The 24,863-nt window shown below is 71.3% G+C and carries 22 protein-coding genes; 12 read left to right on the top strand and 10 right to left on the bottom strand.

Features of this window, described 5'->3' with window-relative positions; all coding sequences use genetic code 11:
* Nucleotides 1-18 precede the first annotated feature (18 nt).
* Both ACT54X_RS13115 and ACT54X_RS13110 read right to left on the bottom strand, forming a co-directional pair.
* Nucleotides 19-1,284, bottom strand: a complete 1,266-nt coding sequence (locus ACT54X_RS13115) for a branched-chain amino acid ABC transporter substrate-binding protein (protein ID WP_294368051.1) — start codon at nt 1,282-1,284, stop codon at nt 19-21.
* Nucleotides 1,285-1,320: 36 nt separating this feature from the next.
* Nucleotides 1,321-2,031, bottom strand: a complete 711-nt coding sequence (locus tag ACT54X_RS13110) for a TetR/AcrR family transcriptional regulator (RefSeq protein WP_294368055.1) — start codon at nt 2,029-2,031, stop codon at nt 1,321-1,323.
* A 98-nt stretch (nt 2,032-2,129) separates the two neighbouring features.
* Here ACT54X_RS13110 and ACT54X_RS13105 point away from each other — a divergent pair, with 98 nt between their 5' ends.
* The 4 genes from ACT54X_RS13105 (at nt 2,130) to ACT54X_RS13090 (ending at nt 8,908) form a co-directional block, all read left to right on the top strand.
* Nucleotides 2,130-3,776 carry an AMP-binding protein gene (locus ACT54X_RS13105; protein ID WP_294368057.1) on the top strand — a complete coding sequence of 549 codons (1,647 nt, stop codon included), beginning with the start codon at nt 2,130-2,132 and terminating at the stop codon, nt 3,774-3,776.
* A gap of 10 nt (nt 3,777-3,786) precedes the next feature.
* Nucleotides 3,787-7,086: a carboxyl transferase domain-containing protein gene (locus tag ACT54X_RS13100; RefSeq protein ID WP_476346924.1), complete on the top strand. Its 3,300-nt coding sequence runs from the start codon at nt 3,787-3,789 to the stop codon at nt 7,084-7,086.
* 121 nt (nt 7,087-7,207) lie between these two features.
* Nucleotides 7,208-8,389, top strand: a complete 1,182-nt coding sequence (locus ACT54X_RS13095; protein WP_476346922.1) for an SGNH/GDSL hydrolase family protein — start codon at nt 7,208-7,210, stop codon at nt 8,387-8,389.
* 132 nt (nt 8,390-8,521) lie between these two features.
* Nucleotides 8,522-8,908, top strand: coding sequence for a YXWGXW repeat-containing protein (locus ACT54X_RS13090; RefSeq protein ID WP_017757069.1), 387 nt, complete (start codon nt 8,522-8,524; stop codon nt 8,906-8,908).
* Nucleotides 8,909-9,049: 141 nt separating this feature from the next.
* Here the strand turns inward: ACT54X_RS13090 and ACT54X_RS13085 are convergent, their stop codons facing one another.
* From ACT54X_RS13085 to ACT54X_RS13065, 5 genes are all read right to left on the bottom strand, one after another.
* On the bottom strand, nt 9,050-9,778 hold the full coding sequence (locus tag ACT54X_RS13085; protein WP_476346920.1) for an LrgB family protein: 729 nt from the start codon (nt 9,776-9,778) through the stop codon (nt 9,050-9,052).
* A complete protein-coding gene (locus tag ACT54X_RS13080; protein ID WP_017757071.1) occupies nt 9,778-10,134 on the bottom strand; it encodes a CidA/LrgA family protein in 357 nt (118 codons plus the stop codon). The genes ACT54X_RS13085 and ACT54X_RS13080 overlap by 1 nt, the downstream gene beginning before the upstream one ends.
* On the bottom strand, nt 10,134-11,636 hold the full coding sequence (locus ACT54X_RS13075; protein WP_294368075.1) for an FAD-linked oxidase C-terminal domain-containing protein: 1,503 nt from the start codon (nt 11,634-11,636) through the stop codon (nt 10,134-10,136). Before ACT54X_RS13075 ends, ACT54X_RS13080 begins: the two co-directional genes overlap by 1 nt.
* Nucleotides 11,637-11,658: 22 nt before the next feature.
* On the bottom strand, nt 11,659-12,504 hold the full coding sequence (gene purU / locus ACT54X_RS13070; protein WP_076507512.1) for a formyltetrahydrofolate deformylase: 846 nt from the start codon (nt 12,502-12,504) through the stop codon (nt 11,659-11,661).
* Between the two features lie 67 nt (nt 12,505-12,571).
* Nucleotides 12,572-13,378: an IclR family transcriptional regulator gene (locus tag ACT54X_RS13065; protein ID WP_294368078.1), complete on the bottom strand. Its 807-nt coding sequence runs from the start codon at nt 13,376-13,378 to the stop codon at nt 12,572-12,574.
* A 96-nt stretch (nt 13,379-13,474) separates the two neighbouring features.
* Here ACT54X_RS13065 and ACT54X_RS13060 point away from each other — a divergent pair, with 96 nt between their 5' ends.
* The 3 genes from ACT54X_RS13060 (at nt 13,475) to ACT54X_RS13050 (ending at nt 16,893) form a co-directional block, all read left to right on the top strand.
* Nucleotides 13,475-14,512: a Bug family tripartite tricarboxylate transporter substrate binding protein gene (locus tag ACT54X_RS13060; protein WP_294368081.1), complete on the top strand. Its 1,038-nt coding sequence runs from the start codon at nt 13,475-13,477 to the stop codon at nt 14,510-14,512.
* A gap of 73 nt (nt 14,513-14,585) precedes the next feature.
* Nucleotides 14,586-16,097, top strand: coding sequence for a class I adenylate-forming enzyme family protein (locus ACT54X_RS13055; protein ID WP_294368083.1), 1,512 nt, complete (start codon nt 14,586-14,588; stop codon nt 16,095-16,097).
* 19 nt (nt 16,098-16,116) lie between these two features.
* Nucleotides 16,117-16,893 carry a citryl-CoA lyase gene (locus ACT54X_RS13050; protein WP_294368086.1) on the top strand — a complete coding sequence of 259 codons (777 nt, stop codon included), beginning with the start codon at nt 16,117-16,119 and terminating at the stop codon, nt 16,891-16,893.
* Between the two features lie 21 nt (nt 16,894-16,914).
* Here ACT54X_RS13050 and ACT54X_RS13045 read toward each other — a convergent pair whose 3' ends face one another.
* Nucleotides 16,915-17,760, bottom strand: a complete 846-nt coding sequence (locus ACT54X_RS13045) for a ChaN family lipoprotein (RefSeq protein WP_294368090.1) — start codon at nt 17,758-17,760, stop codon at nt 16,915-16,917.
* An 87-nt stretch (nt 17,761-17,847) separates the two neighbouring features.
* Here ACT54X_RS13045 and ACT54X_RS13040 point away from each other — a divergent pair, with 87 nt between their 5' ends.
* On the top strand, nt 17,848-18,936 hold the full coding sequence (locus ACT54X_RS13040) for an AbrB family transcriptional regulator (protein ID WP_294368092.1): 1,089 nt from the start codon (nt 17,848-17,850) through the stop codon (nt 18,934-18,936).
* A gap of 92 nt (nt 18,937-19,028) precedes the next feature.
* Here the strand turns inward: ACT54X_RS13040 and ACT54X_RS13035 are convergent, their stop codons facing one another.
* Both ACT54X_RS13035 and ACT54X_RS13030 read right to left on the bottom strand, forming a co-directional pair.
* The gene (locus ACT54X_RS13035; RefSeq protein WP_076507731.1) at nt 19,029-19,304 is read right to left on the bottom strand and encodes a BTH_I0359 family protein; all 276 of its coding nucleotides are present in this window, start codon (nt 19,302-19,304) and stop codon (nt 19,029-19,031) included.
* 176 nt (nt 19,305-19,480) lie between these two features.
* On the bottom strand, nt 19,481-20,647 hold the full coding sequence (locus tag ACT54X_RS13030) for a DUF3108 domain-containing protein (RefSeq protein WP_476346915.1): 1,167 nt from the start codon (nt 20,645-20,647) through the stop codon (nt 19,481-19,483).
* Between the two features lie 180 nt (nt 20,648-20,827).
* On the opposite strand from ACT54X_RS13030, the gene ACT54X_RS13025 reads away from it, so the two are divergent.
* From ACT54X_RS13025 to ACT54X_RS13010, 4 genes are all read left to right on the top strand, one after another.
* On the top strand, nt 20,828-21,886 hold the full coding sequence (locus tag ACT54X_RS13025; RefSeq protein ID WP_294368098.1) for a fumarylacetoacetate hydrolase family protein: 1,059 nt from the start codon (nt 20,828-20,830) through the stop codon (nt 21,884-21,886).
* Nucleotides 21,887-21,976: 90 nt separating this feature from the next.
* Nucleotides 21,977-22,501, top strand: coding sequence for a TspO/MBR family protein (locus tag ACT54X_RS13020; protein ID WP_294368101.1), 525 nt, complete (start codon nt 21,977-21,979; stop codon nt 22,499-22,501).
* A gap of 236 nt (nt 22,502-22,737) precedes the next feature.
* On the top strand, nt 22,738-23,559 hold the full coding sequence (locus ACT54X_RS13015) for a PhaM family polyhydroxyalkanoate granule multifunctional regulatory protein (RefSeq protein WP_294368102.1): 822 nt from the start codon (nt 22,738-22,740) through the stop codon (nt 23,557-23,559).
* On the top strand, nt 23,556-24,845 hold the full coding sequence (locus tag ACT54X_RS13010) for an FIST signal transduction protein (protein WP_294368105.1): 1,290 nt from the start codon (nt 23,556-23,558) through the stop codon (nt 24,843-24,845). Before ACT54X_RS13015 ends, ACT54X_RS13010 begins: the two co-directional genes overlap by 4 nt.
* Nucleotides 24,846-24,863 lie beyond the last annotated feature (18 nt).

Genomic DNA, 24,863 nt, shown 5'->3' with positions numbered 1-24,863 from the left:
CGCCGGGACGCGCCGCGCTCAGCCGCCCGGCCGCACCATCTTGCAGTCGGTGCCCTGGGCGAGTTCGTTGCCGCTGTAGACCGCCTCGGTGCGGAAGCCGTAGTTGGTCCCTTCCCAGCCCGTCCTGACCGTCTTGCCGTCCACCGGCGCGATGGTGTTGACCACCTGCGGCAGCAGCAGCTGATGGTCTTCGCCGCGCATGCGCACCGGGCCCACCACCGAGTCGAAGCTCAGGTCTTCCATGGCACGGGCGACCGCCACCGTCTCGGTGCTGCCGGCCTTGTCGATGGCGGCGGCGAGCAGGCGCGGCGTCATGTCGATGCGCGGCGCCAGGAAGTCCTTGCCCATCCTGGCCTTGTAGGCCTTGGCCAGCGCATCCACGCGCGGGCTGTCGGCCTGGCCCGGGTGCCATTCGGCCACCCACGTGAGTTGCCCCAGCTTGGCCTGCGACACGGCCAGCACCGTGCCCGGCACCGAGCCGGCGCTGTGGTTGAAGTAGCGAAGGTTGTAGCCGGCATCGCCCGCGGCCTTGAGCAGCAGCGTCATGTCCTGGCCCCAGTTGCCGGTGATGACCGAGTCGGCGCCCGAGGCCTTGATGTTGGCCACGTAGGGGGCGAAGTCCTTGACCCGGCCGATGGGATGCAGCGCCTCGCCGACGAACTGCACGTCGGGCCGCGCCAGACCCACCAGCTGCTTGCCATAGCTGGCCCACTGCTTGCCGTGGGCATAGTCCTGGTTGAGCAGGTAGACCTTCTTCACGTCGGGCGTCTTCTTGATGAAGTTGGCCAGGGCCTTCATCTTCATCGCCGTGTTGGCCTCGGTCTGGAAGTGCCAGAAGCTGCAGGCCTTGCCGGTGAGTTCGGGGTCGATGGAGGAATGGTTGAGGACCAGGATCTCCTTGCCCGGGTTGCGCTGGTTCCAGCGGTTGACGGCCTGCACCAGCGCCGTCACCACCGAGGAGCCCGAGCCGCCGGTGACGATGGCGCGCGCGCCCTGGTCGATGGCGGCCTGCAGGGCGCTCTGGCTTTCCTGGGCGGAGAGCTTGCTGTCGAACTGCAGCAGCTGCAATTTGGCCTGGCCCTTGAGCACGCCGCCCTTGGCATTGATGTCGTCCACGGCGTACTGCACATGGGCCAGCATCAGCTCGCCGACGTTGGCGAAGGGCCCGGAGAGTGGGTCGATGTAGGCGATCTTGTAGACCTTGCCGTCCTGGGCCGAGGCACCGCCAGAGGCGGCGAGAAGCAGGGCGGCGGCCAGGGGCGCAAGCCGGGCGCGGAATGTCATGGTGTGTCTCCGTTCGTTGTCGTTGGCATGGAAGGATCAGGCGGCGCGCGTGCGCAAGCCGATCACGCGCGTGGCAAGCACGGTCAGCTCGTCCACGATCTGCTCGGGGCCGAGCCGGCCGCCCGGCTGGTACCAGCTGTACAGAAAGCCCGGCAGGCTGCAGGCCGCCAGCGCGGTGATGCGCGTCTCGTTGAAGTCGAGGTCGCCGTCGCGCCGGCCCTGCTCCAGCAGCGGCGTGAGCTTGTCGTAGAAGTGATGGGCCAGCTTCTTCATCGCGGCGTTGTATTCGGGCCGGTAGACCTGCGGCTCGCGGTAGGGAAAGAAGGCCGCCGGGTAGTGCATGACGGTGGCGCGGATCAGCCGCCGCAGGCCTTCCTGCACCTTCTGCGCCGCCGGGCGCGGGTCGTCGTCGGCGAAGTCCAGCGCGGTGAAGCAGTCCACCGTGGGCCGCCACGACAGCACCTCGAACAGCTCCTGCTTGTCGCGGAAGTAGTAGTAGATGAAGGGCTTGGTCACCTGCAGCGCCTGCGCCACCTGCGCCAGCGTGGTGTTGGCGTAGCCCTGGGTCGCGAAGAGCCGCGTGGCGGCCTGCAGGATGCGCTCGCGCTGCACGTCCGTGCCGGCGGTGGCCGAGCGCTGACGGCCATTGCCGTGGGTGCGTGCAGGCCCGTCCACAGACGCATGACTGGCCGGGCCGTCAGGCGCAATGGCTTTGGGTTTGTGCGGTGTCTCCGATGTTCTACCCATCGGTAGGATTGTTCGTGCACCATGCAATGCATGACAAGGGTCGACGGGGTTCGATGCGCTATCGCTAACCCTGATCGGCAGACGCCACGGAGACACCCATGAGCCTCGACACCCCGCCCGATTTGGCGGCCGGCGCGCTTCCCGAGCGCCCCCGCCAGCCCCTGCACGAGTACCTGCGCGCCCACGCGCGCGAGCGCGGCGACCATGTCGCCTGCTTCTGGTACGGCCACCGAATGAGCTATGCCGAGCTCGACCGCGCCAGCGACGCCTTCGCCGCCCGGCTGCAGGCCCTGGGCGTGGCCAAGGGCGAGCCGGTGGTGCTCTTCCTCAACAACTGCCCCCAATACCTGGTGGCCCATTACGGCATCCAGAAGATCGGCGCCATCGTCTGCCCCAGCGGTCCGCTCAACAAGGCCCATGAGCTGGCCTACCAGGTGGGCGACCTCAAGGCGCGCGTCATCGTGGCCGCCGCGCCGCTGCTGCCCGTGGTGCAGCAGGTGCAGGCCGAGGCGCCACACCTGGCCCATGTCTTCGTCGTGCACTATGCCGACCTGCTGCCCACCGAGCCGGTGCTGGACCTGCCCGCCGAGCTGCAGGCCGCGATGAAGGAGGCGCGCACCGTGCCTGCCGGCTGCGAGGACTTCCGAGAGGCCAGCGCTGGCGATGCGAAGCCTGCCCCGGTCGCGCTGTCGCTGGACGATGTGGCCCTCATGACCTACACCTCGGGCACCACCGGCCTGCCCAAGGGCGCGATGCTGAGCTACGGCAACGCCCTGTTCAAGACGCGCATCGCGGCCGACTGCAACGGCGTGCAGGCCGACGACGTGCTGTTGTCGGTGGCGCCGCTGTACCACATCGCCGGCATGCTGATGGCCGTGAACGTGCCGGTGCTGGTGGGCGCCACGCAGGTGCTGCTGCACCGTTTCGACCCGCATGCGGTGCTGCAGGCCATCGACCGCCACAAGGTCACCTGGTGGTACAGCATCGCGCCCATGAACGTGGCCTGCATGCAGCTGCCGGATGCGCGCGATTTCGACCTGTCCAGCCTCAAGGTCAACCCGGTCACCAGCTTCGGCATCGCCTTCACCGAGCCGCTGGCGAAGCAGTGGCAGGGCTTCGCCCCCCACTGCACCTCGCACGAAGCCGCCTACGGCCTGTCGGAGACCCACACCTGCGACACCTACACGCCGCGCCATGCGCCGCGCTGGGGCACGCAGGGCGTGCCGGCGCCGGGCGTGACCATCCGCATCCTCGATCCCGAGACCGGCCGCGACCTGCCTGCGGGCGAGGTGGGCGAGATCGTGCTGACCAGCGAAGGCACCTTCAAGGGCTACTGGAACAAGCCCGAGGCCACCGCCGCCACACTGCGCAACGGCTGGGTGCACACGGGCGACATGGGCAAGCTGGATGCCGATGGCTACCTCTGCTTCATCGGCCGCTTCAAGGAGATGATCAAGGTCTCGGGCTACAGCGTGTTCCCCGAGGAGGTCGAGACCATCCTCATCAAGCATCCGGCCGTGGCCCAGGCCGCGGTCATCGCCCAGTCCGATGCGGAGAAGGGCGAGGTGGTCAAGGCCTTCATCGTGCGCAAGCCGGGCGCCGACACCACGCCCGAGGCCATTGCCGCCTGGGCGCGCGACAACATGGCGCCCTACAAGGTGCCGCGGCAGGTGCGCTTCATCGATGCGCTGCCAGCCACCGGCGCGGGCAAGGTGCTGCGCCGCCTGCTGAAAGACATCGAGTGAGGACGGGCGCATGTTCAAGAAAGTTCTGATCGCCAACCGCGGCGAGATCGCCGTGCGTCTGGTGCGCGCCCTGCAGGACCTGGGCATCGCCAGCGTGGCCGTGCATGCGCAGGACGATGCACAGGCCCTGCATGCGCAGCTGGCCGATGTCGCCGTGCCACTGGCGGCCACCGGGCCGTCCGCCTATCTCGACATCGACGCGCTTCTGGCCATCGCCCACGCGCAGGGCTGCGATGCGGTGCATCCCGGCTATGGCTTCCTGAGCGAGCGGGCCGACTTCGCGCAGGCCTGTGCGAAGGCCGGGCTGGTCTTCATCGGGCCGACGCCGGAGCAGCTGGCGCTGTTCGGCGACAAGGCGCGCGCCCGCGCACTGGCCCAGCAATGCGATGTGCCGGTCATGCCGGGCAGTGCCGGCGCGGTCACACTGCAGGAAGCCCAGACCTTCTTCGCCGAGCAGGCGAAGGACGGCGCGGGCGTGATGATCAAGGCCATCGGCGGTGGCGGCGGCCGGGGCATGCGCGCCGTGCTGCGTGCGGAGGATGTGGCCGACGCCCATGCCCGTTGCGTCTCCGAGGCCCGCGCGGCCTTCGGTGTGGACGGCGTGTACGTCGAGCGCCTGATGCCACGCGCACGCCACATCGAGATCCAGGTGCTGGGCGACGGTGAATCGGTCGCCAGCCTGGGCGAGCGCGAATGCACCCTGCAGCGCCGCTTCCAGAAGCTGGTGGAGATCGCGCCCAGCCCGACCTTGTCCGAGCCCCTGCGTGCCGCCCTCACACAGGCGGCGCTGCGCATGGCGCAGGCCGTGGGCTACCTGGGCCTGGGCACCTTCGAGTTTCTGGTGGACGAGGGCTCGGCCATGCTGCCCTGGGTCTTCATCGAGGCCAACCCGCGTCTGCAGGTGGAGCACACGGTGACCGAGGCCGTCACCGGGCTCGACCTGGTGCAACTGCAACTGGCCGTGCTGGCCGGTCAGCGGCTGGGCACGCTCGGCATCGACACCGGGCGCACCGCCGCGCAGCAGGGCTTCGCCATCCAGTGGCGCATCAATGCCGAGACGCTGGACGCGCAGGGCAACGCACGCCCCGCTGGCGGCCGGCTGGCGCGCTTCGACCTGCCCTCGGGCCCCGGCGTGCGGGTGGACACCCACGGCTATGCCGGCCTGTCGCCCTCGCCGCACTACGACACGCTGCTGGCCAAGCTGATCGTCGCCAGCCGCAGCAACGACCTTGCCGACGTGCGGCGCCGCAGCCTGCGCGCGCTGGCCGAATGCCGCATCGAGGGCATGGCCACCAATCTGCCGCTGTTGCGCGCCATCGGCGAACGGCCGGAGTTCGCACAGCAGGACGTGCACACACGCTTCGTCGAGGCGCATCTGGGCGAGCTGCTCAAGGCGGCAGAGACGATGGTCGCGCCGGCTTCGCTCACGCCGTCGGTGGCCACAGCGCCTGTCCCGGCAACGGATGACCAAGGCTACGAGGGCTTCCTCCATATCCGCGCCCCCATGCCCGCCCGCCTGGTGCAGTTCGACGTGGCCATCGGCGACGTGGTGCCGGCCGGTGCACAGCTGGGCGTGCTGGAGGCCATGAAGATGGAGCACCTGCTGCAGGCTGCCGAGCCCGGCCGCGTGGTCGCGTTGCTGGCCGCCGCCGGCGACTACCTGGCCGAAGGCCAGCCGCTGGTGCGGCTGGAGCCCGTCGACGCCCAGCAGGCCGGCGAGCAGCAGGGCGCTGCCGTCGATCCTGGCCACATCCGCCCCGACCTGCAGCGCGTCATCGACCGCCATGCGCCCACGCTGGACACCAACCGGCCGCAGGCCGTTGCCAAGCGGCATGCGCAGGGCGGCCGCACGGCGCGCGAGAACATCGCCGACCTGTGCGCGCTCGATGCCGACCCGGGCAATTTCATCGAATACGGCCAGCTCGCCATTGCCGCGCAGACCCGCCGCCGCAGCCTGGAGGACCTGGTCGCCAACACGCCGGCCGATGGCATGGTGACGGGCATCGGCAGCGTCAATGCCGAGCTCTTCGGCGCCGAGGCCTCGCGCTGCGTGGTGATGGCCTACGACTACACCGTGCTGGCCGGCACCCAGGGCATGCGCAACCACCACAAGAAGGACCGCATGCTGGCGCTGGCCCACCAGCTCAGGCTGCCGGTGGTGCTGTTCGCCGAAGGCGGCGGAGGGCGGCCGGGCGATGTGGACATGCCCATCGTCGCCGGGCTCAACAACCACACCTTCAGCCAGTACGCCGCGCTGTCGGGCGTGGTGCCGGTGGTGGGCATCGCGCATGGTCGCTGTTTCGCGGGCAACGCGGCGCTGCTGGGCTGCAGCGACGTGATCATCGCCACGAAGAACAGCAACATCGGCATGAGCGGCCCCGCCATGATCGAGGGCGGGGGGCTGGGTCGCTTCGCGCCCGAGCAGATCGGGCCCAGCGCGGTGCAGTCGCGCAACGGCGTGATCGACATCCTGGTGGAGGACGAGGCCGAGGCCGCCGCCGCGGCGCGGCAGTACCTGTCGTACTTCCAGGGCCGTACGGCGAAGTGGGAGGCCGGTGACGCGCGACTGCTGCGCCAGGCCGTGCCCGAGAACCGGCTGCGCGTGTACGACGTGCGGGCCGTCATGCGCGGCCTGGTAGACACCGACTCGCTGCTGGAACTGCGCGCCGGCTTCGGCGCCGGCATGGTGACGGCGCTGGCCCGCATCGAGGGCCGGCCGGTGGGCGTGCTGGCCAACAACCCCCGTCACCTGGGCGGCGCCATCGACGTCGACGCCGCCGACAAGGCTGCGCACTTCATGCAGCTGTGCAATGCCCACGGCCTGCCGCTGGTGGCGCTGTGCGACACACCCGGCTTCATGGTGGGGCCGGACGTCGAGGCCCAGGCCCAGGTGCGGCATGTGTCACGCATGTTCATGGTCGCCTCGCACCTGCGCGTGCCCTACTTCACCGTGGTGCTGCGCAAGGGCTACGGCCTGGGGGCGCAGGCCATGGCGGCAGGTGGCTTCGATGCGCCGGTGTTCACCGTCGCCTGGCCCACGGGCGAGTTCGGTGCCATGGGCCTGGAGGGCGCCGTGCGCCTGGGCTTTCGCAAGGAGCTGGAAGCGGTGCCCGAAGGCGCCGAACGCGATGCGCTCTTCAAGCAATTGGTCGACCGGCAGTACGCCGACGGCCAGGCCGTCAACATGGCGCAGACGCTGGAGATCGACGCCGTGATCGATCCGGCGGACACCCGCGCCTGGCTGGTGCGCGGTCTGGCCTCGGCCGGGCGCGTGCAGGAGTCGCCCAAGCCCTACGTCGACACGTGGTGAGCCCTGGCAGGCGCGACGCCGCGCCTGCGCCTATCGTGCGGAGTTCTTCACTGCGGCTTGCACGATGTTCCTCTTCCGTTGTCGGGGCCTTGTTGCCGCGCTCGTCCTTGGTCTGGCCGCAATGGGTGCGCATGCCGCGCCGGGCTGGACCGCCGCCTGGGCGGCCGCGCCCCAGAATTTCGACGCCCTGCCGCAGTTGCCCGGCGTACCGGCTGCACCCAAGTGGATGGTGCAGGGCACCGTGCGCCAGCAACTCACCGTGGCGCTGGACGGCAAGCAGGTGCGGGTGCGCTTCTCCAACCGCTTCGGCCAAAGGCCACTGCGCATCGCGGCTGCCACCGTCGCCCTGGGCACCGGGGGCGGCAACCTGTCGCCCGGCACGCGGCAGCCCCTCGCGATGGGCGGCCGCGCCGCATTCGAGGTGCCAGCCGGGCAGGAGCGCTGGACGGACGGCGTGGCCCTCGCAGTGCGCGCGGGGCAGCCCCTGGTGGTGAGCTTTGCGCTGGCCGAATCCGTGCCCGCCACCGTGGTGCACCGCCTGCCGCCGGAGGGGGCCTGGCTGGCACCCGGCAACCAGACGGGCGCCGCGCAACTGAAGGACGTCCAGCGCAAGCCGTGGAACCTGTTCGTCACCGGCCTCGACGTCAAGCCGCCCAAGCCGGCGAATGTCGTGGTGGCTTTCGGCGACTCGATCACCGAGGGCTCCGGCGCGGAAAGTGGGGCCGATGCGGCCCGCTATCCGCAGCGCCTGGGTGTGCGGCTTCATGGTGTCGCCGGGCGTACGCCCGTGGCCGTGATCAACGCCGGCATCGGCGGCAACCGCCTGCTGGCGGATTTCACCGGACCCAGCGGCATTTCGCGATTCGACGCCGACGTGCTGCAGCAGAGCGGTGCGACGCATGTGCTGGTGCTCATCGGCATCAACGACATCGGCTTCGGCACCTTCCAGGGCAAGCTGCTGCCGGGCTTCGACCCGCCCCCTGCACAGGCGCTCATCGACGGGCTCCAGCAATTGGTCGACCGTGCCCGCGTGCGCGGCCTGAAGGTGCTGCTGGGTACGCTGCTGCCTTTCGAGGGCTCTGGCTATTGGAGTGAGGCGAACGAGGCGAAGCGCGACGCGGTCAACCGCTGGATCCGCGGCAGGCAGGACGTGGCCGTGGTCGACTTCGACGCCGCATTGCGCGACCCGGCCGATGGGCGCCGGCTTGCCGCGCGCTACGACAGTGGCGATCACCTCCATCCCAACGCCGCGGGAACGGCCGCCATGGCACAGGTGGCCGACGTGCCGCTGTTGAGGGAATGAGGCGGGGTGCGCGGCCTTCCCGCCGCCTCAGGTGCGGGATACAGCTTCACACAAGCATTTGCCTTGCACTGACGTGCCGTTGACACCCGCAGCGCACCATCGAGGCTCCAACACTTCATGAGGAAGCAACCCATGAAAAAGAGCATCACCGCCGTCGCCCTGTCCCTGGGCACCGCCACCCTTCTTTCGCTGGGCGCCATCGCCGTCCCGGCTTCCGCCCAGGCCCAACCGGTCATCAATGTGCAGATCGGTCAGCCCCCGCCTCCGCCCCGCGCCGAGCGCATGCCCCCGCCCCGCCGCGGCTTCGTGTGGGCGCCTGGGCATTGGGAAGCCCGTCGCGGCCAGTACGTCTGGGCGCCGGGCCACTGGGTCAAGGCACGTCCGGGCTATGCCTACCGCGCGCCGGAGTGGCGTGAGCGCGGTGGCCGCTGGGAATACAACCGCGGCCGCTGGGACCGCGATGGTGACGGCGTGCCGAATCGACACGACCGTCGGCCGAACAACCCGAATCGGTATTGACGACAGCCCCATGCCGCTTCGCGGCTCACCCTCCCTGGCGCCTTCGGCTTGGAGGGGGCGCACCCGGAGGCCTGGCGAAGCCAGTTCCTCGGGTGCACTTGCGTCGCCTGCTCCGCGGCGTTTCGATCTCTGGGTAGGGCGTCAACCGAAGAGCCGGAAGATCAGCGGCATGAGCAGGGCAGCCAGCACCACCTGCAGGCCCAGCGCCAACCCGGCATAGGCACCCGCGTCGGCGTTCACCTGCAGGGCCCGCGCGGCGCCGATGCCGTGCGCGGCGGTGCCCAGCGCAAAGCCGCGGGCGGTCCAGCCCGAGCCGGCTGCAGGCACGCGCAGAAGATCAAACAGGTACTTGCCGCTCAGCGCGCCCACCATGCCTGTCAGGACGGCAAAGACCGCGGAGAGCGCCGGCACGCCGCCGATCTTCTCGGCGATGCCCATGGCCACGGGCGCCGTCACCGACTTGGGCGCCATCGACAGCACCACATCCTTGGGCAGGCCGAAGAGCCACGCCAGCAGCACGGCCGATGCGCCCGCGGCGCCGCCGCCCAGCAGCGCGGCCAGCAGCAGGCGAGGACCGCGCGCGCGCAGTTCGGCCCGGCGTTCCCACAAGGGCCAGGCCAACGCCACCACGGCGGGGCCGAGCAGGAAGTGGATGAACTGCGCCCCCGAAAAATAGGTCGGGTACTTCACCCCGGTCGCCGTCAGCAGCAGCGCCAGCACCACCACCGACCACAGCACCGGATTGGCCCAGGGCGCACCCTGCATGCGGCCATAGAAGGCCTGCGCCAGCAGGTAGACCACCAGCGTGGCCGTCAGGCCGAACAGCGGCGTGGCCGAGAGGTAGACCCAGAGTTCGACGAAGTGGGGCATCAGCGCTTCTCCTGTTCTTCCTTCGGGCGGCCGGCATGCAGCACCAGTGCGGTGACCGCCAAGCCGATCCAGGTGGAAAGGGCGACGACCAGCAGGATGCGCAGCCCATAGTCCGCGAACAGGCCCAGGTGCGTCATCACGCCCACGCCCACCGGCACGAAGAGCAGCGACAGGTGCGACAGCAAAAACTGCGCGCACACGGCCACTGCCTCGCGGATGGCGGCCACGCGCAGCGCCGGCAGCAGCATCAAGAGGCCCAGCACGGGGCCGGGCAGCGGCAGATGAAGGCCGCGAGAGATCAGCTCGCCCAGCGACTGGAAGACCAGCAGCCAGGCCAGGCCGCGCAAGCCCTGCATCAGAACCGCGGCAGCTCGGGATGCGGCAGCCGCCCGCCGCGCACCACCTGCTTGCCGTATTCGGCGCAGCGCGCCAGCGTCGGGATCACCTTGCCGGGGTTGAGCAGGCCGGCAGGGTCGAAGGCGGCCTTCACCGCGAACATCTGCGCGTTCTCCTCGGCGGTGAACTGCACGCACATGCTGCTGAGCTTTTCCACGCCCACGCCATGCTCGCCCGAGACGGTGCCGCCCATGGCGACGCTGGTCTCCAGGATGTCGGCGCCGAACAGCTCGCAGCGGTGCAGCTCGTCGGGGTCGTTGGCATCGAACAGCACCAGCGGATGCAGGTTGCCGTCGCCGGCGTGGAAGACGTTGCAGCAGCGCAGGCCGTACTTCTTCTCCATCTCCGCGATGGCGAGCAGGATGTCGGCCAGGCGCTTGCGCGGGATGGTCGAGTCCAGGCACATGTAGTCCGGGCTGATGCGGCCCGAGGCGGGGAAGGCGTTCTTGCGGCCGCTCCAGAAGCGCAGCCGCTCTTCCTCGCTCTGGCTCACGGCGATGGCCGTGGCGCCGCAGCCGCGCAGCACTTCGCTCATGCGGCCGATCTCCTCATCGACCTCCTCGGGCGTGCCGTCGGATTCGCACAGCAGGATGGCCGCGGCCGTGAGGTCGTAGCCGGCATGCACGAAGTCCTCGACGGCGGCCGTCATGGGCTTGTCCATCATCTCCAGACCTGCCGGGATGATGCCGGCGGCGATCACCGCCGCCACGGCGTCACCGGCCTTCTGCACATCGTCGAAGCTGGCCATGATGCAGCGTGCGAGCTGCGGCTTGGGCACGAGCTTGACGGTGACTTCAAGGGTGACAGCCAGCATGCCTTCGCTGCCCACGACCAGCGGCAGCAGGTCCAGGCCCGGCGCGTCCAGCGCCTCGCCGCCGAACTCCACCTGCTCGCCATCGGCCAGGAAGCCGCGCACCCGCAGCACGTTGTGCAGCGTCAGGCCGTACTTGAGGCAGTGCACGCCGCCGGAGTTCTCGGCCACGTTGCCGCCGATGGTGCAGGCGATCTGGCTGGAGGGGTCGGGCGCGTAGTACAGCCCGTAGGGCGCGGCGGCCTCGCTGATGGCCAGGTTGCGCACGCCGCACTGCACGGTGGCGGTGCGGGCGACGGGGTCGACCTTCAGGATCTGGTTGAAGCGGGCGAGCGACAGCGTCACGCCCTCGCCGTGCGGCATCGCGCCGCCCGAGAGGCCCGTGCCCGCGCCGCGCGCCACCACCGGCACGCCCAGGCCATGGCAGGTGCGAAGTACCGCCTGCACCTGGGCCTCGGTCTCGGGCAGGGCCACCACCAGCGGGCGCTGGCGGTAGGCCGTCAGGCCATCGCATTCGTAGGGCGTGGTGTCCTCGTCCTGCCACAGCAGGGCATGCGCGGGCAGCAGGGCGCCCAGGGCCCGCACCACCTGGGCCTGTCGTTCCGCGCGCTGGAAGTTCGATTGCTGGACGGAGGTGGTGGGAGCGTTCATGGCGGGGTCGCGAGGAGGAGGGCTAACGGAAGATCACCGTGCGGTGGCCGTTGAGCAGCACGCGGTGCTCGCTGTGCCACTTGACGGCGCGGGCCAGCACCAGGCTTTCGGTGTCGCGGCCGCGGGCCGTGAGGTCCTCGACGGTGTCGGTGTGGTCGGCGCGGGCCACGTCCTGCTCGATGATGGGGCCTTCGTCCAGGTCGGCCGTCACGTAGTGGGCGGTGGCGCCGATCAGCTTCACGCCGCGGTCGTGCGCCTGGTAGTAGGGCTTGGCGCCCTTGAAGCTGGGCAGGAAGCTGTGGTGGATGTTGATGGCCCGGCCGGCCAGCCGGCCGCACATCTCGTTCGACAGGATCTGCATGTAGCGCGCCAGCACCACCAGGTCCGCGCCCTCGGCCTCGATGATCTCCAGCTGCTTCGCCTCGGCCTGGGCCTTGGTGGCGGCGGTCACCGGGATGTGGTGGAAGGGCACGTTGTAGCTGGCGGCCAGCTGGTAGAAGTCGCGGTGGTTGCTGATGATGGCGCGGATGTCCACCGGCAGCAGGCCGCTCTTCCAGCGGAACAGCAGGTCGTTGAGGCAGTGGCCTTCCTTGCTGACCAGCAGCACGGTCTTCATCGGCTGCTGGGCGGCGTGCAGCTTCCAGGCCATGCCGAAGCCGTCGGCCAGCGAGGCCAGCTGACTGCGCAGCTCGGCCTCCGGCACGCCCTCGCAGGCGAAGCGCACGCGCATGAAGAACAGGCCCGTGCCATGGTCGTTGTACTGGGCGGCCTCTTCGATGTTGCCGCCCCGCTCCATCAGGAAGCCCGAGACGGCATGCACGATGCCGCGGCGGTCCGGGCAGGAAAGGGTCAGGATGTACGCGCTCATGAGGGGGCGGATTGTCGCAGCGCCGGCAGCGGGGCGTCGGCGGGCGCAGCGGCGCGGTCGGCGGGGCTCAGAGCTCGCCCGGCGAGAGCGCCGCCAGCGCGGCCCGGCAGTTGCGGGCGATGAGTTCCTGCCGCTGGCGCGGCATGCGCTCCAGCGTGGAGGCGACGCTGATGCCCGCCACCGCCTCGCCGCGCGCGTTGCGCACCGCCATGCCCACGGCCAGCACGTTGCGCGTGGCATGGTTGCCGATGACCGACCAGCCGCGCTCGCGCGTGGCCCGCACCAGGATGCGCAGCCGCTCGGGCGTCATGCCGCCGTAGCGCGGCAGCTGCGCGGCGTTGGCGGCAATCACCTCGTCCACCTGCGCATCGGGCAGGGCGGCCAGCAGGGCCAGCCCGGCCGCGCCCACGCCCAGCGGCTGGCGCGTGCCCACCTGGATCACCAGCACCTGCACCGGGTGCGTGCCCACCTGACGCGCGATGCAGTGGGAGGCCGCACCCTCGCGCACGATGGCGAAGGCCGCATCGCCGCAGGCGCGGCTCACGCGTTCGAGCACCGGCTGCAACTGCACCGCCATGTTGGGCTGCCGGGCCGCAGGCTCCAGCGCGCCCCAGCGCGGGCCCGGCACGTAGAGGAAGCGGCCGCGTTGCGCCACATGGCCGCCCTCCTTCAGCGTGGCCAGCAGCCGGTAGACCGGCGCCCGCTCCAGGCCGGTGGCGCGGCACAGGTCGACCACACGCAGGCCCTCGGGCCGGGCCATCACGGCGTCCAGGATCTGGAGCCCGCGGCGCAGGGTGCGGCTGCCGGGGTCCTCCGTGGCCTCGGCGGGATCGTCCGGCTGCCGGACGTTTTCGTTCGTGTTTCGGGAGGCCATCTCCAAGAATCCGCCCATCCAAAAGCCTGCAGTGTGCCGCGCATCGCGCGCTGCGCCGACGGGCTCTGGCATTCGAACATCACGGAGACAACGACCATGCCTGCATCCTCACCCCGTCCCTCGCCCTGGCCCGCCCTGCGCCCGCAACGCGCCGGCCGCCGCCTGTTCACCTTGGCCGCCCTGGCCGCCGCCGTGGTGCTCGGCAGCGCGACGGCGCCAGCCGCCGCCCAGCCGGAGGCCTGGCCGGCCAAGCCGATCCGGCTCGTCGTCGGCTATGCCGCCGGTGGCGCCACCGACGTGGTGGCGCGCCTGGTGGCCGTGAAGATGGGCGAACAGCTGGGCCAGCCCATGCTGGTGGACAACCGCGCGGGGGCCAACAGCAACCTCGGCGCCGAGATCGTGGCCCGCGCCGCGCCCGACGGCTACACGCTCTACGTCTACACCATCGCCAACACCATCAATGCCTCGCTCTATCCCAGGCTGGGCTACGACCCGGTGAAGGACTTCGAGCTGGCGGGCCTGATGGCCAAGATCCCCAACATCCTGGTGGTCAATCCCAAGTTGCCGATCCGCTCGGTGGCCGACTATGTGCGCTACGCCAAGGCGTCGAAGGAGGGCCTCACCTTCGCCTCGTCCGGCGCCGGCTCGTCCATCCACCTGTCGGGCGAGATGTTCAAGATGCAGTCGGGCCTCAACATGCTGCATGTGCCCTACAAGGGAAGTGCGCCCGCCATCACCGACCTGATGGGCGGCCAGGTCGACTCGATGTTCGACAACGCGCCCTCGTCGCTGCCGCATGTGCAGGCCGGCAAGCTGCGCGCCATCGCGGTCACCAGCGCCCAGCGCCTGCCGCAGTTGCCCGATGTGCCCACGCTGGCCGAGTCGGGCTACGCGGGCTTCGACGTGCAGTCCTGGTTCGCCCTGGCCGCGCCGGCCGGCACGCCGCGGCCGGTGATCGACCGGCTCAATGCCGCCCTGGCCAAGGTGCTGGCCGCGCCCGACGTGCGCCAGCGCCTGCAGGACCTGGCGGCCACGCCGGCCAGTGGCACGCCCGAGCAGGCGCGCGCCTTCGCCGCGGCCGAGATCCAGCGCTGGCGCGAGGTCGTCAAGGCCTCGGGCGCCAGCGCCCAGTAAGCGCAGGCGCGGCGCGCGCATCCCGCCGCCGCGCCCTGCATCACGCCCGAGCGGGCCGTTTTCCTTCCTGACCATGTACCCCATCGACTTCTTCTGGCGGGCCGCCCAGCGCTGGCCTGCGCGCACCGCCATCGACGCCCCCGAGGGCCTGCTGCGCTACGACGCGCTCGCCGCCCGGGTCGCCGCCCTGGCCGCCGGCCTGATGGCCCTGGATCCGGCGCCGCAGAGCCGCGTGGGCCTCTGCGCCGCCAACAGCACGGATCACATCGCCGCGCTGCTGGCCGTGCTGGCCTGCGGCAAGGTGTGGGTGCCGCTCAACCCCAAGAGCACGCGGCCGGAGATCCGGCGCATCGTCGATGCCACCGAGCCCTCCATCCTGGTGCTGGACGCGGCCCATGCCGACCTGCTGGACGGCGCGCCGGGTGCCCGCGTGCTGACGGGCGATGCGGTGCCATCCGCCAGCGCCACCACGCTGCAGGCGCTGGAACAGGCCCACGCGGGCGCCCCGCCGCCGCGCCTGGCGCTGCCCGGCGACGCCACGCAGGCCATCAAGTTCACCGGCGGCACCACCGGTCTGCCCAAGGGCGTGATGCAGCCCTACCGCGCGTGGATGGCCACCATCGCCAACCAGATCCACGCCTGGGGCTTCGACGAACACGAGCGCTATGTGGTGGCGGCGCCCATCACCCACGGCACGTCGACCTACCTGCTGCCCATCCTGGCGCAGGGCGGCTGCCATGTGCTGCTGGCGGGCGCCGGCGCCGAGGCCGTGCGCACCGCCTTCCGCGAGCGCGGCGGCACCGCCTGCTTCATGCCGCCCACGCTGGTCTACATGCTGATGGCGCTGCCGGAGGCGAGCCGCGACGACTTTCCCCAGCTGCGCCGTCTGATCTACGGCGGCGCCCCGATGCCGCCCGAGAAGATCCGCCAGGTGCGCGACTTCTTCGGCCCGGTGCTGGGCACCACCTACGGCCAGACCGAGGCGCCGCAGATCCTCACCGTGATGCGGCCCGAGGACTTCGACGACCCGCGCAACTGGCCCGCCGTCGGTCGCACCACCTGGTTCAGCGACGTGGCCATCATGGCGCCCGACGGCCGCCTGCTGCCGCCCGGCGAGGTGGGCGAGGTGGTGGCCCGCGGCGACCTGCTGATGACCGGCTACTGGCGCCTGCCCGACAAGACCGACGAGACGCTGGTGGACGGCTGGCTGCACACCGGCGACCGCGGCCTCATCGACGAGCGCGGCTACCTCTTCCTCAAGGACCGGCTCAAGGACATGGTCATCACCGGTGGCTTCAACGTCTACCCGGTGGACGTGGAGAACGCCCTGGGCCAGCACCCCGCCGTGCACGAATGCGCCGTGTTCGGCCTGCCCGACGACAAGTGGGGCGAGACGGTGCAGGCCGCGGTGCAGCTGCGCCCCGGCGCCGACGTGGGCGAGGCCGAGCTGATCGCCTTCGTGCGCGAGCGCCTGGGGCCGGTGCAGACGCCCAAGCGCATCCACTTCCATGCCAGCCTGCCGCGCTCGCCGGTGGGCAAGGTGCTCAAGACCGCCGTGCGCGACGCCGCCCTGGCCGCCAACTGACCCCTCCACGGAGACACCGATGACCGACAAGAACGCCACCCCCGTCACCCGCCTGTGCACCCACACCCTCACCAGCCTGCACTACCGCGCCGCGGACCTGGTGCAGGACCTGATGGGCCAGAAGACCTTCACCGAGGTGATGCTGATGCAGATCCTCGGCCGCACGCCGCGCCCGGTGGACATGCGCATCACCGACGTGGTGCTGATCGTGCTGATGGAGCATGGTCTCACGCCCAGCGCCATTGCCACGCGGCTGATCTACATGAGCGCACCCGAGAACCTGCAGGGCGCCGTCAGCGCCGGCCTGCTGGCGGTGGGCAGCTCCTTCGTGGGCACCATGGAGAACTGCTCGCGCCTGCTCGACCGCATCATGGCGGCCGAGGATCCGCAGGCCGAAGCCGCCGCCATCGCCCAGCACCACAAGGCGCAGAAGAGCGCCGTACCCGGCTTCGGCCACCACCTGCACAAGCCGGTGGACCCGCGCGCCTACAAGCTGCTGGAACTCGGCCGTGCAGAGCCCGAGCTGGCCGGCCGTCACATCCGCGCGCTGGAGATGCTCTCGGCCGCCGTCGATGCCGCCGCGGGCCGGCCCATCACCATCAACGCCACGGGCGCAGTGGCCGCACTGCTGGGCGAGATCGGCGTGCCCACCGGCGTGATGCGCGGCTTCGCCGTCATCTCCCGCGCGGCCGGCCTGGTGGCGCACATCGTCGAGGAGCAGCAGAGCCCCTCGGGCCGCTTCATCTGGGACACGGTGGAGCACGCCATTCCCTACGTGGGCGAGGGCGGTCGCTGAGCGGCCTTTGCGCCGCCGTTTTCAGGGTTTGGCCGGCGCGGCGGGCTTGCGCAGCTCGGCGCAATAGTCCCTGGGCGGCATGGCGGGCGTGGCCCAGAGTGCGTTGAAGCGCTGGCGGTCGGCACCCGCGCCGCCAGCGGCCATGCGCACGCTGCGCACCTTCAGGTCGGTCGGCAGGTGCTGGGGCACGCCCAGCGCCGGGTCAGCATGGCCGGCGCCGGTGATCAGCAGCACCACCCGGCTGGGCGCCGCCGCCTGCGTGGCCTGCGCCACAGTGCGCGCCATCTCGCGGTCGCGGGCGATCTGGATGCGGGTCATGGGCTGGATCTGCGATTCCGGCAGCAGGCCGCAGTGGCCCTCGCGCACCGCGGCCACCTGGGCCTGCCAGGCGGGCGGGGGCAGCTGGGCATCGAGCGAGACGTCGGCCATGGCGTCCTTCATGCGGGCGCGGGGCAGGTTGGCGCCGAGCACCGGCACGCCGGCGCCCACCGCGGCCATCACCACCGGGCCGTAGGCAGACCAGGGCCAGGCGCGGTCGTTCCAGGCCAGGGCGGCGCGAGCCTGCGCCTCGGTGGCGGTCGGGGGCAGCGCGGCGGTACTGCGGCCGCTGTCGGCCATCTCCAGCGCGACGGCCGCCAGGCGCTGGCGGGCGGCTAGCTGTTGCACCGTCTCGCGCTCGAGCGCATGGTGGGCGTCGGCATCGTGCTGCTCGCCGAGGATCAGCACCTGCGCGGGCAGCAGGGCATCCAGGCGGCGGGAGAGCGGGGTGTCGGGCGCGTCTGCCGCCATGCCGGCGCAGCCCGCGGCCAGCACGGCGGCCATCGACAGCGCCGCACAGCGGCAAAGCAGGGGCAGGGGAGACAGCATGCCGCGGATACTAGGTGCACCGTCGGCGGCCTGCCTGTCCGTGCGATTCGCTTTCTTTCTCCGCTTCATTCCAGTCCCTCGCCTCCCGTGCCGTCCTCCGCTGCCGCTGCTTGGCGCCCCCCTCCCTATGTGTTGCGCGTGCTGGGCACGCTGCTGCTGGCCCTGGCGGCCGCCGGTCTGTGCCTTCTTCTGCACACGCCGCTGCCCTGGATGATCGGGCCCATCCTGGCCGTGTCCTTCGCCTCGATGGCCGGCCTGCCCACCGCGAGCTGGGCGCCGCTGCGCAACGGCGGGCAATGGACCATCGGCGCGGCCCTGGGCCTGTATTTCACGCCCGAGGTGACGGCGCTGGTGGCCAGCCTGTGGTGGGCCATCGTGCTGGCCATCGCCTGGGCGCTGGCGTTGGGCACCGGCTTCGGGCTCTGCCTGGACCGGGTTCACGCGCGCCACATGCCCCAGCTGCCGCCGCGCACGCTGAGAGCCACCACTTACTTTGCAGGCGCCATCGGTGGCGCATCGGAGATGACGCTGCTGTCCGAACGGGCGGGCGCGCGCACCGACCTGGTGGCTGCCGCCCACAGCCTGCGGCTGGTGATCGTGACGGTCAGCATTCCCTTCGGCCTGCAATGGGCAGGCCTGCATGGGCTGGACAGCGTGCCCGCCGCGCTGCGCGAGGTGCGGTGGGGCGGCTTCGCGCTGATGGCGGTGGCCACCGCCGCGGGGGCCTGGCTGATGCGGCGGCTGGGGCGCGCCAACCCCTGGTTCCTGGGCCCGCTGCTGGTCACGGCGGGCATCTCGATGAACGGCGTGACACCCTCGGCCGTGCCGCAGTGGCTGTCGAATTCGGCGCAGTTGGTGATCGCCGTGAGCCTGGGCGTGCGCTTCTCGCGGGAGTTCGTGCACACCGCGCCGCGCTGGCTGGCCTCCGTGGCCGCCGGCACCCTGGCCATGATCGGCGCCTGTGCCCTCTTTGCCGAGGTGCTGGCCTGGGCCACCGGCCTGCGCTGGACCACGCTGCTGCTGGGCACCTCGCCGGGTGGCATCGCCGAGATGTCGATCACGGCCAAGGTGCTGCAGCTGGGAGTGCCGGTGGTGACGGCCTTCCAGGTCTGCCGGCTGGTGGCGGTGCTGCTGTTGACGGGGCCGCTGTTCGAGCGGCTCTACCGGCGGCGCTGAGGCCTGCGCCGCAAAAGCAAAAGGCCCGCGATGCGGGCCTTTGTCACGCTGGCGCTGCCGGCTTCGGCCGGCAGAACCTGGCGTTGCGCATCTCAGTGCATCAGCACCGGGTTCTGTGCCAGCTCGGCATAGCCTTCGAGCGTGTCTTCCACCTCTTCCTGGGTGGGGGTGTTTTCCTGCCAGGCGGCGATCTGCTGCTGGAACAGCTCGGCCCAGGAGCCGTCGAGGTAGACCTCCTTGCCGGAGCGCTTGTCCACGATCTCGAAGCCGTCGCGCGACAGCATCGGATGGCTGCCGGCGGGGCGGCTGCCTTCCTCCGGCTGCACGTGGACGACGACGAAGCTGTCGGAGTCGTAAAGCATGTGCATGGCGGGGTGCTTCAGAGAGTCGATGAGGGACATGGTCATGTATTTAGCAATCAATGCGCCAGATTCAAGAGCTGCCGATCTCGTGTGGGCCAATGCGCCGCCCTAATGTACGCGGCACATCGCGGGCCCGTCCGCAAAGGGTCTCCCGTGGGGCGCCGCTGTTGCGGCGGCGCATCTCACTGTGCCTTGTCGGCGCTGCGCAGCTGCAGGTCGGCGAAGTCGCCGTTGGCCTCGGTCTGGCGGATGCGCACCGGCAGCCAGCCGAGGTCGGCCGCGAGCCAGACCTCGATCTTCTGGTCGTACTCGCGCCGCGGCAGGCGAACCAGGCGGCGGGCCAGGTGCTCACCGGAGGGCGTGGCGACGGTCTCGTCGCCTTCGACGCGGAAGGTCCACACATCGGCATCGCGCGGCCCCGCCACCTGCAGGCTGATCGTGCGGCCGGACGTGTAGCGCGCCGGGTCGCCGCCCACCAGCGCCGTCAGCTGCATCAGGATGCTCAGGCGGTCCTGCGCGCCCGGCTGCAGCGGCACGCGCGTGTTGACGCTGCTGAAGACGATCTCGCCCGTGTCGCGCACGAAATGCGTGGCCACCTCGCTGCGGCGGCGGTCCGAGAAGCGCTCCGGCGCGATGCCTTGCGGGCCGATGCGGCCCTCGCTGGTCTGCGCCCGGATGGTGCGGAACAGCACCTTGAGCGAAAGCCGCGCGTTGTAGCGGTCACCGTCCTGCAGCCAGGTGAGTTCGCCGAACACGCCCGACATGGGCTGCATGCCCTGCTGGCCGGTGGCGTCGAAGTCGAGCTTCACCGAGCCCGGCAGCTGCAGCGGCACGGTGGCGCCGGCCGTGGGCGTGCCGGCTGTCGGGCCCGAGGGAGCGTCGCCACTGCCGCCGGTGCCATCGCCGCCGCCCGGCCCGAGCAGTCCGCCGCGTTGCGATCCGCCGCCGTTGTCGGTGTCGGCCGACACCACCTCGGCGGGCGCTGACGCCGCGGCCTGCGGGGCGGGCGCCGAGGGGGCCGGCTCCGGCGCGGTGGCCACCTCGACGGCGGGCAGGGCGGGCGCTGGCGGTTCAGGCTCGGCCAGCGGGCGCGGCGCCGCCACCGGCGCGGCGCGTGCAGGCGCAGCCGCTGCCGCTGCCGCTGCCGGTGCCGGTGCGGGGGGCGCGATCACCACCTCGCGCGTGCTGAAGCTGTGGGCCAGCGGCAGGGGCGGCGGCTCGCTGCCCAGCGGCAGCAGGCCCAGCAGCAGCACGTGCGCGAGCGCCACCGCCGCGGCCAGCAGGGCCAGTGCGCGCCAAGGCCTGCGGCGGGGGGCGGGAAGGTCGGTGGAGGAGGCGCTCGGCGTCATCGGCGGCTTCGGCGGAACAGCGGCTGGCTACACTGCCCCGTCCTGGGGGATGGCCCTCGCCGATCGCGCAGCCCGTGGGCAGAAGGCACACGGCGCGGCGATGGCAAACGGCATCCCGATGAGTTTAGTCAGCGCGTGCGGCCCACCTCCGGCCGCGTGCCGCATCCCCTTCACGCCTCCATGAAACTCGCCACCCTCAAGGACGGCTCGCGCGACGGCCAGCTGGTCGTGGTCTCGCGCGACCTGACGCAGGCCCATTACGCCACCGGCATCGCCCACCGGCTGCAGCAGGTGCTGGACGACTGGGGCTTCATGAGCCCTCAGTTGCAGGACCTGTACGACCTGCTCAACAGCGGACGCGCACGGCATGCCTTTCCCTTCGATCCGGCCCAGTGCATGGCGCCGCTGCCACGCGCCTACCAGTGGGCCGATGGCTCGGCCTACCTGAACCATGTGGAACTGGTGCGCCGGGCTCGCGGCGCCGAGATGCCGGCCAGCCTGCGCAGCGACCCGTTGATGTACCAGGGCGCCAGCGACGACCTGCTGGGTCCCTGCGACGACATCGTGGTGCCCAGCGAGGCCATGGGCATCGACTTCGAGGGCGAGGTGGCGGTCATCACCGGAGATGTGCGCATGGGCGCCTCGCCCGAGCAGGCGCTGGATGGTGTGCGCCTGCTCATGCTGGCCAACGACGTCTCGCTGCGCAACCTGATCCCGGCCGAGCTGGCCAAGGGCTTCGGCTTCGTGCAGGGCAAGCCCGCCACCGCCTTCAGCCCCGTGGCCGTGACGCCCGACGAACTGGGCGAGGCCTGGCGCGAGGGCCGGGTTCACCTCACGCTGCAGGTGGCCTGGAACGGCCGCACCGTGGGCCTGTGCGAGGCCGGCCCGGACATGCATTTCCACTTCGGCCAGTTGATCTCGCATCTGGCGGCCACCCGCCGCGTGCGCGCCGGCAGCATCGTCGGCAGCGGCACGGTCAGCAACCCGGGCGTGGAAGACGCGGCGGGCCGGCTCGACTGGCCGCGCGGCTATGCCTGCATCGCCGAGAAGCGCTGCATGGAGACGCTGCAGGACGGCGCCCCGCGCACCGGCTTCATGCAGTTCGGCGACACGGTGCGCATCGAGATGAAGGGCCTGGACGGCCGCTCTGTCTTCGGCGCCATCGATCAGGAGGTCGTGCCGCCCGGCGGCCGGCCACGCGCCGAGGCGCAGCCCGCCGGGGGCGACGGCGGCGACTGATCCGGCGCGGCGGCGCTGGCGTAAGGAGAGGGCGGCGTCCCACCCGCCGGTGGCGGATGTCGCGCCAGCATTGCCCCGGAGGTCCTGCCCATGAATGCTCCTTCTCTTTCGATGAACCCGCCTGCCTCGTCCCGCGCCCGCCAGGTGCTGGGCCTGGTCGGCTGGCTGCTGCTGTGTTTTGCGGCGGCCGGTGTGGGCGGACTGGCCTCGGCCAACGCGGCCGGCTTCTACGGTGAACTCATACGGCCCGACTGGGCGCCGCCGGCCTGGCTCTTCGGCCCGGTGTGGAGCGCGCTCTACACGCTGATGGCGATCTCGGCCTGGCTGGTCTGGCGCCGCGGCGGCTGGGCGGCTGCGCCGGGCGCGCTCGGCTTGTTCGTGGTCCAACTCGCGGTCAATGCTTCGTGGAGCTGGTTCTTCTTCGTGTGGCACCTGGGCGCCGCATCGCTGGCGGTGCAGGTCGTGCTGGTGCTGCTGGTACTGGCGACGCTGGTCGCCTTCTGGCGGCGCTCGGCGCTGGCCGGTGCGCTGCTGCTGCCCTATGTGGCGTGGCTGGGCTTTGCCGGCGTGTTGATGACCGTGATCTGGCAGCTCAATCCGGCGCAGCTGGGTTGATCGCAGGCGCCCGATGGCGCACGCCGACGAGGGGCATGCGCGTCCCGTGAACGCCGGCCGTGCCAGGCGGGCCGTCGCGAGAAAGTGGCGCCGCGCACGGTGGGCCGATGGCCGACGCCGCGCACGTCGCCCGCTCGGGTAAGCTGGCACGCCGGCCGCCCGCCCCAGCGGCGAGCCCACGATGCCGCCGCCGTGCGCGCCCGATCCGCCTTCGAATGCCCGACAGGAGACGCCCCATGTCCGATGCCAGCCCGCCCCCCTTCAGCAGCTTTGCCCAGTTCGTGCCGGGCTTCGACTTCCTGCGCAACCTGGCCGCGGGCGGTGCCTCCGCCGCCAGCGCCATGCCCGGACTGGGCGGCATGTCGAGCTGGGTCGCGCCGACGCTCAGCGTGGAGGAGATCGACAAGCGCATCCAGGAGCTCAAGGCCGTGCAGTACTGGCTGGAGCAGAACGGCCATGCGCTCAAGGCCACCATCCAGGCGCTCGAAGTGCAGCGCATGACGTTGTCGACCCTGCGCGGCATGAACGTGCGCATGGAGGACCTGGCCCAGGCCTTCGCCGATTCGACGACCCGCGCGGCCGAGGCCGTTCGCGAGGCCACAGCGGCGGCCACGGCGGCACCTGCGGCGCGCGATGCAGCGCCAGAGCCCGCGCCCGCCCCGGCTCCCTCGGCCGAGGCCCCGGCGGAAGAGGAGGCCGACGCCCCTGCCGCCGCGCCCGGCGTCATCGACCCGCTGCAATGGTGGGGCTCGCTCACCCAGCAGTTCCAGCAGATCGCCAGCCAGGCCCTCAAGGAGGCCTCGGCCATGCAGATGCCGATGGCCGCGGTCGGTGCGATGCCCGAGGCGCCGGCCGCTGCAGCCAAGTCGGCCGGCCGCAAGGCGCCGGCCAAGAAGGCCGCGTCCCGCAAGACGGCGGCGCGCAAGAAGCCGGCGGCCTCCAAATCCACCGCCGGCAAGAAGCCGGCGGCCTCCAAATCCACCGCCGGCAAGAAGCCGGCCGCCGCCTCCACCGCCGCCAGTGCCCGCCGCACCGGCGGCAACCGGAGCACCGGATGAAGCTCTTTCCCACTGGCCACGCCACCCATCCCGACTGGCGCATGGCCGCCGGCCTGGTGCTGGCGCAGTTGCGCGCCCAGATGGCGCTGCCCGACTACGAATCCTTGCCCTCGCTGGGCCTGCTCTACGTCACCGACCACTACACGGCCGAGGCGGCCGACATCCTCGACCTGCTGGCGGCCGAGCTGCCCGAGGTGAGCGACTGGGCCGGCGCCGTGGCGGCCGGCATCGTGGCCAATGCCGCCGAGTACATCGACGAGCCCGCCATCGGCGTGATGCTGCTGGGTGTGCCGGCCGACCAGTACCGGGTGTTCTCGGGCGTGGCGCCGCTGGCCGCCTCCGGCCATGCGCCGGGCGACGGGCCCAACGCCGGCTTCAGCGCCCGCTGTGCGCTGGTGCATGCCGACCCCGAGACCCCCGAACTGCCCGAGCTGATTGCCGAGGTCGCCGGACGCACCGACGACGGCCTGCTCTTCGGCGGGCTGGCGTCGGGACGTGCCGGCGCGCTGCAGTTCGCGCTGGGCGGCAACGGCACCATGGCGGGCCAGGGCGCCACGCGCGGTGTGTTCGAGGGCGGGCTGTCGGGCGTCGCCTTCGGCCCCGAGGTGGAACTGACCACACAGGTCACGCAGGGCTGCCAGCCCGTCTCGCGCCAGCGCGAGATCACCGGCGCCGACGAGAACCTGCTGCTCACGCTCGACGGCCGACCTGCCCTGGACGTGCTGCTCGAAGACCTGGGCATCTCGCTGGAGAAAGACCCGCAGCAGGCCATCGACACCGTGCGGGCCACGCTGGTGGGCCTGTCGGCCGCCGGCACCGACGGCGTGCGCATCACCGGCGACCTGGGCCCGCACGCGCGGGTGCGCCACATCATCGGCCTGGACCCCAAGCGCCGCGCCGTCGCCATCGCCGACCGGGCCGAGGCCGGCATGCGCATGAGCTTCTGCCGCCGCAACGCCCAGGCCGCGCGCGCCGACCTGATGCGCATCTGCGCCGAGATCCGAGAAAGCCTGGAGCCGCAGGAGCAGAGCCTGGCCACCGCGCAGGCGCTGGCCCTGTCGGAGACCGATGCCTCGCCGCACCCGGCGCGGCGCATCGCCGGCGCGGTCTACATCAGCTGCGTGGGCCGCGGCGGGCCGCATTTTGGTGCGCCCAATGCCGAGCTGCAGATCCTGCGACATGCGCTGGGTGATGTGCCGCTGACCGGCTTCTTCGCCGGCGGCGAGATCGCCGGGCATCACCTCTATGGCTACACCGGCGTGCTGACGGTGTTCACCGCGGAGTGACGCGCTCGGATGGGGCCG

It is taken from the genome of Pseudacidovorax sp. DMC4, from assembly GCF_056314265.1.
This window is presented reverse-complemented; position numbering and strand designations above follow the sequence as displayed.